Source organism: Sporolactobacillus pectinivorans (assembly GCF_002802965.1).
Lineage (GTDB): Bacteria > Bacillota > Bacilli > Bacillales > Sporolactobacillaceae > Sporolactobacillus > Sporolactobacillus pectinivorans.
The window spans coordinates 346,740-361,006 of sequence record NZ_NXGA01000001.1; the positions used below are offsets into that span (position 1 = coordinate 346,740).

Genomic DNA, 14,267 nt, shown 5'->3' on the forward strand with positions numbered 1-14,267 from the left:
AATCAGCTTTCCTGATTGATGAGTTCGTCAGCAGGCTTTTCCTCTTCAGCCTTCTTTTCTTCGTCTTCGACAGTCTGAACCTGAACACTGCGATATTTCGGCATGCCGGTTCCAGCTGGGATCAGTTTGCCGATCGTCACATTTTCCTTAAGGCCGATCAATTCATCGACCTTACCCTTGATCGCAGCATCAGTCAATACCCTCGTCGTTTCCTGGAAAGAAGCGGCGGACAGGAAGGATTCCGTTTCAAGAGCAGCCTTCGTAATGCCAAGCAATACGGGATGCCCGGTTGCCGGCACTTTCCTATGAAGCAGGACATCGCGGTTGTCATCCTTAAAACGGTGAACGTCAACCAGAGCACCCGGCAGTACAGAAGTATCACCGCTGTCAATCACACGGATTTTCCGCATCATTTGGCGCACCATGACTTCGACGTGCTTGTCACCAATTTCAACGCCTTGCATCCGGTAAACTTTCTGCACTTCACGAAGCAGATAATTTTGAACGCCTCTCAGACCGACGATGTGAAGCAGTTCTTTTGGATCAATAGAACCTTCATTTAGAGATTCGCCTGCTTTAACTTCACTGCCTTCGCCAACCTTCATACGCGCACTCAGCGGAATCGTATAACTGCGGGTTTCCAGTTCTCCTTTAACAGTGACTTCCCGTTTATCCTTCAGTTCACTGACAGAGGTAACGACACCATTGATTTCCGAAATGGTCGCCTGTCCTTTAGGATTCCGTGCCTCAAACAATTCCTGTATACGCGGAAGACCTTGCGTAATATCGTCCCCGGCAACACCGCCTGTGTGGAACGTACGCATCGTCAGCTGCGTCCCTGGTTCGCCGATTGACTGGGCAGCTATGATGCCGACAGCCTCGCCGACCTCCACTTCAGATCCTGTTGCCAGGTTGCGTCCATAGCATTTTTTGCAAACGCCATGCCTGGTTTCACAGGTGAATACCGAACGAATTTCTACTTCTTCGATTCCGGCATTGACGATTTTAGTGGCTATATCTTCATTGATCAGCTCATCTTTTTTAACAAGCAGTTCATCCGTATCGGGATGATAAAGCGTTTGATTCGACGTACGACCAACAAGACGGTCATACAGGCTTTCGATTTCTTCAGTGCCCTCATGAATTGCATGGACGACGAGCCCACGGTCAGTACCGCAGTCATCTTCTCTTACAATAACATCCTGAGCAACATCGACAAGACGGCGGGTCAGATAACCAGAGTTGGCTGTCTTCAGCGCGGTATCAGCGAGTCCTTTGCGGGCACCGTGAGTGGAAATGAAATACTCCAACACAGTCAGACCTTCACGGAAACTCGAGATAATTGGAAGCTCAATGATTCGACCTGAAGGATCGGCCATCAAGCCACGCATACCAGCCAATTGGGTGAAGTTCGACGCATTCCCTCGCGCGCCGGAATCGCTCATCATGAAGATTGGGTTGGTTTTTGCCAGTGAATCCATCAGTTTTGACTGAATCGTGTCTTTTGCATCGCTCCAGATGCCAACAACCCGCTCGTAGCGCTCATCTTCTGTTATCAAGCCGCGACGGAATTGTTTCATGACCTTTTGAACATTTTCTTCGGCTTTATCGAGAATTTCTTTTTTCTCAGGAAGCACGATAACGTCGGAAACACCCACCGTGATTCCTGCTTTCGTTGAATACTGGAACCCCAATGCCTTCAGACGGTCGAGAAATTTAGAAGTTTCCGTGACTTTATACCGTTTAAATACTTCAGCAATAATGTGCCCAAGATATCCTTTTTTGAAAGGAGAAATTTCATCGCGGGATGCAATTTCCTTCTGGATATCAGCACCCATTGGCACAAAATATTTATCAGGCGTCGCCACCTGAAGATTATGATCCGTCGGTTCATTGATATATGGAAACGACGGCGGCAAAATACGGTTGAAAATCAGCTTACCGACAGTCGTCAGTAAATATTCCTTATTTTGATCTTCAGTAAATGTCGGATTATGCGTCGATACAGCCGGAATGGCAATCCGCGTATGGAAGTGGACATAGCCGTTGTGATAGGCCAGCATGACTTCATTTGGATCTTTAAAGACCTTGCCTTCGCCGATGGCACCCTTTCTTTCGAGTGTCAAGTAATAATTGCCCAGCACCATGTCCTGCGAAGGAGTAACAATTGGCTTGCCATCTTTCGGGTTTAGAATGTTCTGAGCACCCAGCATCAACAGCCTGGCTTCCGCCTGCGCCTCAGTCGACAGCGGTACGTGAACAGCCATTTGGTCACCGTCGAAGTCTGCATTATAGGCGGTGCAGACAAGCGGATGCAGACGGATTGCACGCCCCTCGACAATTGTAGGTTCAAAGGCCTGAATGCCAAGCCGGTGCAGTGTCGGTGCCCGGTTCAGAAGGACAGGGTGTTCCCTAATCACATCTTCAAGGACTCCCCAAACTTCCGGGTTTACCTTCTCCACCTTGCGCTTTGCACTTTTAATATTGTTAGCAATACCACGGCTGACTAATTCTTTCATGACAAAAGGTTTAAACAGTTCAAGTGCCATTTCTTTTGGCAGACCGCATTGATACATCTGCAGGCTCGGACCGACGGCAATAACGGAACGGCCGGAATAATCGACACGCTTACCAAGCAGGTTCTGGCGAAAACGTCCTTGTTTTCCTTTCAGCATATGCGAAAGAGATTTCAGCGGGCGATTTCCAGGGCCTGTTACCGGTCGACCGCGGCGGCCATTGTCAATTAATGAATCCACAGCTTCTTGGAGCATGCGCTTTTCGTTCTGGACAATAATGCTTGGAGCGCCAAGTTCGAGAAGCCTTTTCAGCCGATTGTTACGGTTAATCACACGGCGGTACAGGTCATTCAGATCGGACGTCGCAAAACGTCCGCCGTCCAGCTGCACCATCGGACGCAATTCAGGCGGAATAACAGGCAGAACATCAAGAATCATCCAAGAAGGCTCATTCCCAGATTCACGGAAGGCCTCAATCACTTCAAGCCGTTTCACGGCACGTGTACGGCGCTGCCCCTGAACACTCTTCAATTCTTCCTGCAGTGTCTCAGATTCCTTGTCCAGATCAACATCCTGAAGCAATTTTTTTATTGCTTCTGCACCCATGCCGGCTTTAAATGCTGTACCGTACTTTTCACGATAGCTCCGGTATTCTTTTTCCGAAAGCAACTGCTTTTTCTCAAGCGGTGTGTCTCCTGGCTCCGTCACAACATACGATGCGAAGTAGATGACTTCTTCAAGGGCCCGGGGAGACATGTCAAGCAGGAGGCCCATGCGGCTCGGTATTCCCTTAAAGTACCATATATGAGAGACTGGGGCAGCAAGTTCAATGTGTCCCATTCTCTCTCTTCTGACTTTTGCGCGAGTTACCTCAACGCCGCACCGATCGCAGACAACACCCTTATATCTCACACGTTTGTACTTTCCGCAATGACATTCCCAGTCTTTTGTCGGTCCGAAGATCCGTTCGCAGAACAAACCGTCCTTTTCAGGTTTCAGTGTCCTGTAGTTGATGGTTTCAGGTTTCTTGACTTCACCATGTGACCATGAACGGATTTTATCCGGTGATGCTAAACCAATCTTCATAAATTCAAATTTATTAACATCCAGCAAGGGGGCAACCTCCCTTATATTTTCAGTCTTTTTGGCACTTGTGCCACCGAGTTGTTTCACCGAGCTGTTTTTGCTAGAAGAGGTTGATTCTGAATATCTTAAACTTGTACGTTCAGGCTGTCATCAAGCGTTTCTTCTTCATCTTCGAGTTCTTTGATAACGATTTCCGATTTGTCCTCGGCCAGAACTTTAACATCCATGCCAAGGCTTTGCAGTTCCTTGATCAATACTTTGAAGGCTTCTGGAACACCGGGATCCGGCACGTTCTCACCCTTGACAATAGCCTCGTAGGTCTTTACACGTCCGACGACATCGTCTGACTTCACTGTCAGGATTTCCTGAAGTGTGTGGGCAGCGCCGTACGCTTCAAGTGCCCAGACCTCCATTTCACCGAAACGCTGGCCGCCGAACTGTGCCTTGCCTCCGAGCGGCTGTTGCGTAACAAGTGAATAGGGGCCTGTAGAACGCGCATGCAGCTTATCGTCGACCATGTGCGCCAGCTTGATCATGTACATGACGCCGACAGAAACGCGGTTGTCGAAAGGTTCCCCGGTGCGTCCGTCGTACAATACCGTTTTTCCGTCTCTCGATAGTCCGGCTTCTTCCAGCGTGCTCCAGACATCCTCTTCACGTGCACCGTCAAATACAGGTGTGGCTACATGGATGCCAAGCTCGCGTGCCGCCATCCCCAAATGGAGTTCCAACACCTGACCGATATTCATTCGAGAAGGAACGCCCAGCGGATTCAGCATAATGTCAAGCGGACGTCCGTTTGGTAGGAATGGCATATCCTCTTCCGGAAGGATTTTGGAAATGACACCCTTGTTGCCGTGGCGTCCTGCCATTTTGTCGCCTTCGTGAATTTTTCTTTTTTGAACAATATAGACGCGCACAAGCTCATTGACACCTGGCGGCAGCTCGTCTCCGGCTTCACGGGTGAAAATTTTAACATCGTGGACAATTCCTCCGCCGCCATGTGGCACCTTCAGAGAAGTATCGCGGACTTCGCGTGCTTTTTCTCCAAAAATTGCATGGAGCAACCGTTCCTCGGCCGTCAGTTCAGTAACGCCCTTTGGTGTTACCTTGCCGACAAGGATATCTCCATCGCGGACTTCCGCGCCAATGCGGATAATGCCGCGATCATCCAGATTTTTAAGAGCGTCATCACCAACATTTGGAATATCGCGAGTGATATCTTCCGGTCCCAGTTTCGTATCGCGCGCATCTGATTCGTACTCTTCGATATGGATGGAAGTATAAACATCGTCTTTGACCAGTTTCTCGCTCATGATAACGGCGTCTTCGTAATTATAGCCGTTCCATGTCATGAAACCGACAAGCACGTTGCGGCCAAGCGCGAGTTCACCCTTGTCCATCGACGGGCCATCAGCAATGATTTCGCCCTTGTCTATGATCATATCTTTTTCAACAATTGGTTTCTGGTTATAGCACATACCCTGATTTGAGCGTTCAAACTTGGACAACTTATAAGAAACAATGTCTCCCTCGGTCTCCTTGCCGTCTACCGTTTCCAATGTTCTTATTTTTATGCTGTCTGCTGATACGTACTCAACACGGCCGCGATGCTTTGAGCGGATCGCAGCACCTGAATCACGGGCGGAAACATACTCCATGCCTGTACCGACGATCGGTGCTTCCGGGTTGAGCAGCGGAACTGCCTGCCGCTGCATATTTGCTCCCATTAGCGCCCGGTTTGAGTCATCGTTTGCCAGGAATGGTATGCATGCAGATGCCACCGAAACAACCTGCTTTGGTGAAACGTCCATATAGTCTACACGGTCGCGGTGGACGACCAGGTTCTCACTGCGGAAACGTGCGAGAATGTGGTCATCCTTGAAAGATCCATCATCATTCAATTCCGCATTAGCCTGGGCCACCACATAATTATCTTCTTCATCTGCTGTCAGATAATCGATGTGTTCGGTAACCTTTCCAGTATCCGGATCAACTCGGCGATAAGGTGTCTCAATGAATCCATATTTATTGACACGTGCATAGCTTGACAGCGAGTTGATCAGTCCGATATTCGGCCCTTCAGGCGTTTCAATCGGGCACATACGTCCATAGTGTGAATAGTGAACGTCACGGACTTCCATTCCGGCACGTTCTCTTGTCAAACCACCAGGTCCAAGTGCGGAAAGTCTGCGCTTATGGGTCAGTTCAGCCAGTGGATTCGTCTGATCCATAAATTGCGAGAGCTGCGAGCTGCCAAAGAATTCCTTAATTGAAGCAATGACTGGTCTGATATTGATCAATGCCTGAGGTGTAATGCTGTTTGTGTCCTGTATGGACATTCTTTCGCGAATCACACGCTCCATACGTGAGAGCCCGATACGGAACTGATTCTGCAACAGCTCTCCTACAGATCTCAGGCGGCGGTTGCCAAGGTGGTCAATGTCATCAGTGTCACCGATGCCGTGCATCAGATTAAAGAAATAGTTCATTGAAGACAGAATATCTGCCGGAGTAATGTGTTTGATAGACTTATCGATGCCACAGTTGCCCATGACTTTGATGACCTTGCCCCTATCCTCATCAAGCGGCGAATACACGCTGATTGACTGAACCCTGACGGTCTGACCGGCAATCACACCTTCACGTGGGGTATATTCAACATAACCGATTTTCTTTTCGATGATCGGCAACAGCCGATCAAGTGTCCGGCGGTCAAGCAATGTACCCTCGTTGGCAACAATCTCACCGGTCTCCGGATCGATCAGCTTTTCAGCAAGGCGCTGATTGAAAAGGCGGTTTTTAATGTTCAGTTTCTTGTTCATTTTATAACGGCCAACGTTTGCCAGGTCATAGCGCTTCGGGTCAAAAAAGCGTGCTTCAAGCAAGCTCTTAGCATTTTCAACGGTCGGCGGTTCACCTGGGCGCAGGCGTTCGTATATTTCGACAAGTGCTTTATCCGTACTGTCTGTGTTGTCTTTCTCCATAGTGTTTCTGAGATACTCATCATCGCCCAAAAGGTCGGTAATTTCCTGATCCGTGCTGAAACCCAGAGAACGCAAAAGAACCGTAACTGGCACTTTCCTCGTACGGTCAATCCTCACGTAAGCAACATCTTTGGCATCGGTTTCATATTCTAGCCATGCGCCCCTGTTCGGGATGACGGTCGCGCCATACCCTTTTTTGGCGTTCTTATCGACTTTTTCGTTAAAATAAACACCGGGCGAACGGACCAGCTGTGAGACAATGACACGTTCCGCACCATTAATAATAAACGTCCCTGCCTCTGTCATGAGAGGGAAATCGCCCATAAATACTTCCTGCTCTTTGACTTCCCCAGTCTCTTTGTTGATCAACCGGACTTTAACACGCAATGGTGCAGCATAAGTCACATCACGCGATTTTGATTCGTCAACTGAGTATTTTGGTTCGCCCAAACTATAGTCGACAAACTCCAGGATCAGGTTTCCCGTGAAATCTTCCACCGGGGAAATGTCCTGAAACATCTCCCGAATGCCCTCATCCAGAAACCATTGATAAGAAGCAGTCTGAATTTCAATTAGATTAGGGAGTTCCAGTACTTCTTTAATCCGAGCGTAGCTCCTGCGTTGGCGGTGGCGTCCGTATTGTACAAGTTGACCTGTCAACTATTTCACCCCTCAAATCAAGCATATTGAAAAAACCGGCAAACCGAACAACTGAGCTTACCGCGATCCAAAAATTATTTGATTAGTTTTCCCAAAAATAGGATAACCTATACTTACAAATATATCAATGTTAGCATTAAAACATAATATCATAGTGAATTTTCAATGTCAACCTTTTCTTGCACAAAAAACATGATACCCTTTTTTGCGCGCCGCAACATCCACCCGACCGAACACATCCTGAAGCAAGGTCAAAGCAGAAGGGCCCCCCTGTTTTTTCTGGATAACCGCCCAAAGTTCGCCTCCAGGTTCAAGATGTTGGTAGGATTCAGTTAGAATCTGTCTGACAATTTTCTTGCCTGCGCGAATCGGGGGATTGGTTACAATGGCAGCGTATGTCTCTTCAATCGTTTCATACAGATCGCTTTGGGACACCAAGACGTCTACTCCATTGGTCTTAGCATTTTCTTTTGCCAACGCAACGGCTCTCTCATTGATATCCACCATCATGACCTGTCGCGTTGGAAACGACCGACCCAGTGAAATACCGATCGGGCCATAGCCGCAGCCCATGTCCAAAATTTTTCCCGGAATTTCAGGCTCGCGGAAACTCTCTATCAGGAGTCTGGAACCGAAATCAATTCCTTTCTTTGAAAATACTCCTGAATCTGTTACAAAAGAAAGGGCATTTCCTCTTAATTCCGCCGTCGTTATCTGGCGGTGACTTGCCGCATGGGGATGTTCTGAATAATAATGTTCACTCATTAGCATCATCACCTTAAAAAGAGGAATAGTAAAATCGGCAATGCCTGTCAAATAAAAAAGCCCGCGCAAGCGCGGGCTTGAATAAGAACTTATTTCAGTTCTACTTTTGCGCCAACTTCTTCGAGTTTGCCTTTGATTTCTTCGGCTTCTTCCTTAGCAGCGCCTTCCTTGACAGCCTTAGGTGCACCGTCAACTAATGCCTTTGCATCTTTCAGTCCAAGACCCGTGATTTCACGAACGACCTTGATAACCTTGATCTTCTGATCGCCGGCTTCCGCAAGAACAACATCAAACTCAGTCTTTTCTTCTTCTGCAACAGCGCCTGCGCCTGCCGGAGCCGCAACCTGAGCCGCCGCCGTTACGCCAAATTCATCTTCAATTGCTTTAACGAGATCGTTCAGTTCCAGAACAGACATCTCTTTAATTGCACCAATGATATCTTCTTTAGTCATTGAAAATAATCCTCCTTAAATTTCCTTTTTTATTGAATTCGCCTTTCAATGTCATCTTTCAAGCAGCTAGGATCAAGCTTCCTGCTGTCCCTTTTGTTCTGCTACGGCCTTGACACCAATCGCAAAGTTGCGGATCGGAGCCTGCAGTACATTGGCCAGCATTGACAGCAGAGTCTCCTTTGAAGGCAGTTCTGCGAGTGCTTTGAGTTCATCCATCGATGCCGTCTTGCCTTCAATCACGCCTCCCTTAATTTCCAGGGCTTCGTGATCTTTCGAAAAATTATAAAGCACTTTGGCCGGAGCGATTACATCCTCTTTGCTGAAAGAAACAGCCGTCGGACCTGTGAGAATCTCATCAAGAGAAGTCACACCGGCGATTTCCGCAGCACGGCGTGCAAAAGTATTCTTGTATACTTTATAATCCACATTAGCTTCGCGAAGCTGTTTGCGAAGTTCTGTTACTTCAGCGACGGTCAGCCCACGGTAGTTCACAACAATTGTTGCTGCACTTTCCTTCATCTTGCCGGCAATTTCATCGACGATTTTCTTTTTTTCTGCAAGAACGCTATCATTGCTCATTGTTTTGTACACCTCCCCTTTTTTTGCTTTCCGTATTCAGGAAGTCATTTCCCAGCAAACAAGCCATTAAAAAACCCTCAGCCTGTTCAGACATGAGGGTAAGTTTCTATCTAACACAAAAAGAGTTATCAAGATTCTTCAATACCTCGGCCGGGAATAAATTAAGCATTAAAAATGCCCCTGCTGTCTACGGCTATTAATCATAAATTTGTTCATTAACGTTAATTGATTATAGTGGTTTCAGCGTACCTTGTCAACTTTGTACAAATCAACGGGCAACAGCTGTTGAAACTCTGACACCCGGGCCCATCGTTGACGAGATCGCAATATTCTTCAGATAAGTCCCCTTAGCCGCTGCGGGTTTCGCTTTGACAAGCGTGCTTACCAAGACGTTAAAATTCTCAACAAGCTTGTTGTCTTCGAATGAAACCTTGCCAATCGGAACATGGACATTTCCGTCTTTCTGAGCACGATATTCCACTTTCCCGGCCTTGATTTCTTTAACAGCCTTTTCAACGTCAAATGTAACAGTGCCTGTTTTCGGATTTGGCATCAAGCCTTTAGGACCAAGCACGCGGCCAAGGCGGCCAACCTGAGCCATCATATCCGGAGTGGCAACAACGACATCAAAGTCAAACCATCCTCCGCTGATCTTCTCAACATATTCCTGTTCGCCAACATAGTCGGCACCAGCTGCTTCAGCTTCCTTCGCTTTATCGCCCTTGGCAAAAACAAGAACGCGCTGCGTTTTGCCTGTGCCATTCGGAAGTACGACTGCGCCGCGAACCTGCTGATCATTCTTGCGTGTGTCAACACCCAGCCGGACAGCCACATCAATCGATTCATCAAATCCTGCAACAGCAATCTTCTTCACAAGGCTGACAGCTTCATCAATGTTGTATGCCTTGGAGCGGTCGACAGCTTTAACTGCGTCAAGATACTTCTTTCCTCTTTTAGCCATTCAAAATCCTCCTTTGTGGTACTAGCGGTTTGCATTGACCTCCCACCAATCATAAAACCACGCGGATTGAATCATCCGCAGCATCCCGAATTAAGGAAAAATCAATCCTCAACCACAATGCCCATGCTGCGTGCAGTTCCTTCAACCATCCGCATTGCCGCTTCAACGTCAGCTGCGTTCAAGTCGGGCATTTTCAGTTCCGCAATAGCACGAACCTTGTCACGCTTGATCGTCGCAACCTTCTTCTTGTTAGGTTCGCCAGAGCCTGATTCAACGCCGGTTTCCTTTTTCAGAAGAACAGCCGCTGGCGGCGTCTTTGTGATAAATGTAAACGAACGGTCTTCAAAAACTGTAATCTCAACCGGAATAATCAAGCCGGCCTGATCAGATGTCCGTGCGTTGAATTCCTTGCAGAAGCCCATAATATTAACGCCCGCCTGGCCCAATGCCGGGCCAACTGGCGGAGCCGGATTTGCTTTTCCTGCTGGAATCTGTAGCTTTACCAATTTAATGACTTTTTTTGCCATGAGAGCACCTCCCTGAAACAATTTGTGGTACGGGGCAATCCCTTCCACTCATTCAATAAATCTCTATGGCTGTTTCAAATTTTGTACTGATGATGGGTGAGATCAGTATTAATCATACAAACATCAAAATTATACATGTGCACCCGAAAAAAAGCAAGATTCATTTTCACTGCCAAAACTACAGTGGCCTGATTCAGTCGAGCTTTTTGACTTGGCCAAAGTCCAGCTCCACCGGTGTTTCGCGGCCGAACATATTGACGTGAACCTTAAGCTTGCTTTTTTCTTGGTCAATGCTCTCAATACTTCCGATAAAGTCGGCAAACGGACCTTCTTTGACCTTCACTTGTTCCTTAAGCGAGAAATTAGCATCTACAACCCGCTCTTTCAAGCCCATCTGTTTCAGAATGGCATCCACTTCTTCGGGGAGCAGAGGAATCGGTTTCGATCCTGCCCCGGTCGAGCCGACAAATCCCGTAACACCCGGTGTATTGCGCACAACATACCAAGAGTCATCCGTCATAATCATCTCTGTCAACACGTAACCGGGGAATACTTTCTTCATCGCCGTTTTTTTCTGACCGTTTTTCATTTCCGTTTCTTCTTCCATCGGGACGAGAATCCGGAAAATCTTATCGGCCATCCCCATGGATTCTACTCTTTTTTCCAGATTGGTTTTGACTTTATTCTCATAACCCGAGTATGTGTGAATAACATACCAGTTCTTCTCCATAACTTTCTTCCTCCAAATGACCGGCCGGCCATCATTGTTTTGTAATCAAATGTAAAATCTGCGTAATGCCCAGATCAACCAGGACAAAGAAAACAGCAAGAAAAACAACAGTCACAACCACTGTGACCGTATATTTGAAAAGTTCTTTGCGTGTCGGCCAGGTAACTTTCTTTGTTTCAGTGACGATGTCCCGAAAGAATTCTCCAGTTCCCTTAATAATACCTGCCATGCTTTTTCAATACCTCCGCGTGAAAATTCTACTTTGTTTTGCAATGCAATGTGTACGCATTGCAGTTTTTGCAAAATTTATTCATTTCAAACCGTTCAATTTCACGGCTCGTACTCTTGGAAGCGGCATAGCTCCCTGATTGGGCAAACCGTTCAGGAGAGAACAGTCTTCTTTCTCAACGCAGGCACCTTGATTCATACCGTTTTTTATCAGCGGCACGAAAACCGTTTATTACAGTCGGCATGAGTCTCTGCCAGAGCCGGCAGTTTTTCCCGAAAGTAAAATAAAGAAAGGCGACCAGCCGCCTCTCTTCTCAACAGTACACACTATTTATAATCTATCACAAGGCAATTTCCCTGTCAATAAAACCCGGAGCGCATTACAGGCTGAGTTCCTTCAGTTTCAGACAATGCTCTAGTTTTCTTTTCACTCTCTGCAGCGCATTGTCAATTGATTTGACATGACGTTTCAAATCTGCGGATATTTCCTGATAGGAACGACCGTCAAGATACTGGTTTAATACTTTCCGCTCGAGATCGCTCAAAACTTTTGAAAGTTTTTCTTCAATGTCATCATATTCTTCCCTGCTGATCAGCAGCTGTTCCGGATTTGACGAGTGTGTCTCGCCTACCACATCCAGCAGTGTACGTTCCGATTCCTCGTCATAGATCGGCCTGTCGAGCGAGACGTATGAATTCAGAGGAATATGTTTCTGCCGCGTTGCAGTTTTGACGGCAGTGATCATCTGACGCGTAATGCATAACTCTGCAAACGCTTTAAATGAAGCCGGCTTATCACCCTGATAATCACGGATGGCCTTGAATAGCCCAATCATTCCTTCCTGAATGATATCTTCACGGTCAGCTCCGACAAGAAAATAGGCCTTTGCTTTGGCCCGGACAAAATTTTTATATTTGGAGATGAGATACTCCAGTGCATCACCATTGCCACCATGGACTACTTCCAGTATGTTTTCATCATCAAGGGAACGAAATACTGCTGCGTCTGTTCTTACTGAATCGTAACTCATCTTCATCCCTCCGAGCGCGATGATACCTTTTTAAAAATTATACAGTAAAAAAATTCAAATCGTCAAGAAAATTCAAAAACCTCTCCGCATTTTTTCCAACTTTTCTCTCGTAGCTTCATCCATCGGAATCTTTGTGCCTTTTCCAGAAGATTGTTTATTCATTGTCGCAGCTCCGATTTCGCGGTCTATTTTCCCGATTTCTTCGATCAGCTCTCTGGATGGCTTCCTTAGCGCGCCCTGGGAAAAAACAGCCCACTGTTCAGCCATATCTGAAGTTGCCACATGAATCCGGGTTTTTACATTCTGCAGTTTTCTAATCAATCCTTCTATCTTTTGATCCGCTTTTTCACTTTTTTTAGTATAAATCACCTCAACTTTTGATTTTTGTGTTTTGGTTTCCTGGCCGGGTATCAGATAAGCATCAAAAATAACAATGACCCGCCAGCCGGTCACAGCCTGATACTCTGCCATTTTATCAATCAGCAAGTCACGGGCATTCTCAAAATCTTTTTTCTTCAGCGTTTTCAATTCTGTCCAGGCGCCAATCACGTTATACCCGTCAACGATCAGGATGTCATTCATCGCGCTCACCCTTTTTTCTGTTTCCGATGTCTGCCCACTTCGTACATAAGCAGGCCTGCCGCTACGGACGCATTCAGTGAAGTAACTTTCCCGGCCATCGGGATGCTGATGAGAAAATCACATTTTTTTCGGATCAGCTGTGACATGCCTGCCCCTTCATTGCCGATTACGAGGCATACGGGCATGGAGTAATCGGCTGTTGCATACTCTTCGCTGCCATCCGCTGCGGTTCCCGCAAACCAGATGCCCTGCTCCTTCAGACCATCCATCGTGTTTGCAAGATTGGCCACACGCACGACCGGAATATATTCAATTGCGCCTGTCGATGCTTTTGCTACAACGGAAGTCAGGCCGACCGAATGCCTCTTGGGAATGATTACACCATGGCATCCTGCAGCATCGGCTGTTCTGAGCATTGATCCGAGATTATGGGGATCTTCGATGCCATCCAGCATCAGAAAAAAAGGCTCTTCGTGACGCTGCTCCGCCAGTGCGAATAAATCGGAGAGTTCCGAATAACGGTAAGCCGCCACGGACGCGACAACGCCCTGATGCTGTGACGACTGAGAGAGCTGATCCAGCTTCTGCCTCGGTACAAACTGCACCGCAATCCCGTTTTCTTTTATCAGATCAAGCAATTCGCTGAATCCTCTTCCTTCTTTGTTCAGCCATACTTTGTTGATTTCACGGCCGGCACGTATCGCTTCCGCAACAGGGTGGCGGCCCACAATCCATTCATCGTTCATTAGGCACGTGCCCCCTCGACCGAATGATCAGTAAACATTTTGTCCATAATAGCATCAATTCTTTCTTGTTTGTTCTGAAAATGCAGATAGCCAATCAACGCTTCGAATCCCGTGCTGAAATTATAGGTCTGAACATCTGTATTTCTGGGTACAGAATGTGATTTGGCATTACGGCCGTGCCGGACAATATCAAGCTCCGAGTCGGTCAGAAAGTCCTGATCGATCAGCTCATGGAGAAAAGCGGACTGCGCCCGCGCTGAAACATAGCCGACTGTTTGTTCATGCAAAGCATGAATTTTAGCTTTCCCGCCGGAAATGACCGCATCACGAACATAGGTTTCAATAACCGCGTCTCCCATAAACGCGAGGACGAGACTGCTTAATGTTGACGGATCTACTTGTTTTCTGCTCATTTTT

The 14,267-nt window shown here is 47.1% G+C and carries 14 protein-coding genes and 1 other annotated feature; all 14 genes read right to left on the reverse strand.

Annotated features, from left to right (window positions below):
• Nucleotides 1-2: 2 nt before the first annotated feature.
• On the reverse strand, nucleotides 3-3,629 hold the full coding sequence (gene rpoC, locus COP04_RS01900; protein ID WP_100486455.1) for a DNA-directed RNA polymerase subunit beta': 3,627 nt from the start codon (nucleotides 3,627-3,629) through the stop codon (nucleotides 3-5).
• Between the two features lie 98 nt (nucleotides 3,630-3,727).
• The gene (gene rpoB / locus COP04_RS01905) at nucleotides 3,728-7,249 is read right to left on the reverse strand and encodes a DNA-directed RNA polymerase subunit beta (protein WP_100486456.1); all 3,522 of its coding nucleotides are present in this window, start codon (nucleotides 7,247-7,249) and stop codon (nucleotides 3,728-3,730) included.
• Between the two features lie 168 nt (nucleotides 7,250-7,417).
• The gene (locus COP04_RS01910; protein WP_100486457.1) at nucleotides 7,418-8,014 is read right to left on the reverse strand and encodes a class I SAM-dependent methyltransferase; all 597 of its coding nucleotides are present in this window, start codon (nucleotides 8,012-8,014) and stop codon (nucleotides 7,418-7,420) included.
• Nucleotides 8,015-8,103: 89 nt separating this feature from the next.
• Complete coding sequence (gene rplL / locus COP04_RS01915; protein WP_100486458.1) at nucleotides 8,104-8,466, reverse strand: 50S ribosomal protein L7/L12; 363 nt, start codon at nucleotides 8,464-8,466, stop codon at nucleotides 8,104-8,106.
• Nucleotides 8,467-8,538: 72 nt separating this feature from the next.
• On the reverse strand, nucleotides 8,539-9,045 hold the full coding sequence (gene rplJ / locus COP04_RS01920; protein ID WP_100486459.1) for a 50S ribosomal protein L10: 507 nt from the start codon (nucleotides 9,043-9,045) through the stop codon (nucleotides 8,539-8,541).
• 59 nt (nucleotides 9,046-9,104) lie between these two features.
• Nucleotides 9,105-9,256 (reverse strand) — a sequence feature (ribosomal protein L10 leader region).
• A 57-nt stretch (nucleotides 9,257-9,313) separates the two neighbouring features.
• Nucleotides 9,314-10,006 carry a 50S ribosomal protein L1 gene (rplA, locus tag COP04_RS01925; protein WP_100486460.1) on the reverse strand — a complete coding sequence of 231 codons (693 nt, stop codon included), beginning with the start codon at nucleotides 10,004-10,006 and terminating at the stop codon, nucleotides 9,314-9,316.
• Nucleotides 10,007-10,107: 101 nt separating this feature from the next.
• The gene (gene rplK, locus COP04_RS01930; RefSeq protein ID WP_100486461.1) at nucleotides 10,108-10,533 is read right to left on the reverse strand and encodes a 50S ribosomal protein L11; all 426 of its coding nucleotides are present in this window, start codon (nucleotides 10,531-10,533) and stop codon (nucleotides 10,108-10,110) included.
• A 193-nt stretch (nucleotides 10,534-10,726) separates the two neighbouring features.
• A complete protein-coding gene (gene nusG / locus COP04_RS01935; RefSeq protein WP_100486462.1) occupies nucleotides 10,727-11,263 on the reverse strand; it encodes a transcription termination/antitermination protein NusG in 537 nt (178 codons plus the stop codon).
• Between the two features lie 31 nt (nucleotides 11,264-11,294).
• Entirely contained in the window at nucleotides 11,295-11,492 is a 198-nt protein-coding gene (gene secE, locus COP04_RS01940) for a preprotein translocase subunit SecE (RefSeq protein WP_100486463.1), read from the reverse strand.
• A gap of 28 nt (nucleotides 11,493-11,520) precedes the next feature.
• A complete protein-coding gene (rpmG, locus tag COP04_RS20660) occupies nucleotides 11,521-11,658 on the reverse strand; it encodes a 50S ribosomal protein L33 (RefSeq protein WP_420852775.1) in 138 nt (45 codons plus the stop codon).
• A gap of 213 nt (nucleotides 11,659-11,871) precedes the next feature.
• Complete coding sequence (sigH, locus tag COP04_RS01950; RefSeq protein WP_100486464.1) at nucleotides 11,872-12,522, reverse strand: RNA polymerase sporulation sigma factor SigH; 651 nt, start codon at nucleotides 12,520-12,522, stop codon at nucleotides 11,872-11,874.
• A 72-nt stretch (nucleotides 12,523-12,594) separates the two neighbouring features.
• Nucleotides 12,595-13,104 (reverse strand): NYN domain-containing protein, encoded by a 510-nt coding sequence (locus COP04_RS01955; protein WP_100486465.1) that lies wholly within the window; start codon nucleotides 13,102-13,104, stop codon nucleotides 12,595-12,597.
• Between the two features lie 5 nt (nucleotides 13,105-13,109).
• Nucleotides 13,110-13,850, reverse strand: a complete 741-nt coding sequence (gene rlmB / locus COP04_RS01960) for a 23S rRNA (guanosine(2251)-2'-O)-methyltransferase RlmB (protein ID WP_100486466.1) — start codon at nucleotides 13,848-13,850, stop codon at nucleotides 13,110-13,112.
• Complete coding sequence (locus COP04_RS01965; protein WP_100486467.1) at nucleotides 13,850-14,263, reverse strand: Mini-ribonuclease 3; 414 nt, start codon at nucleotides 14,261-14,263, stop codon at nucleotides 13,850-13,852. Before COP04_RS01965 ends, rlmB begins: the two co-directional genes overlap by 1 nt.
• Nucleotides 14,264-14,267 lie beyond the last annotated feature (4 nt).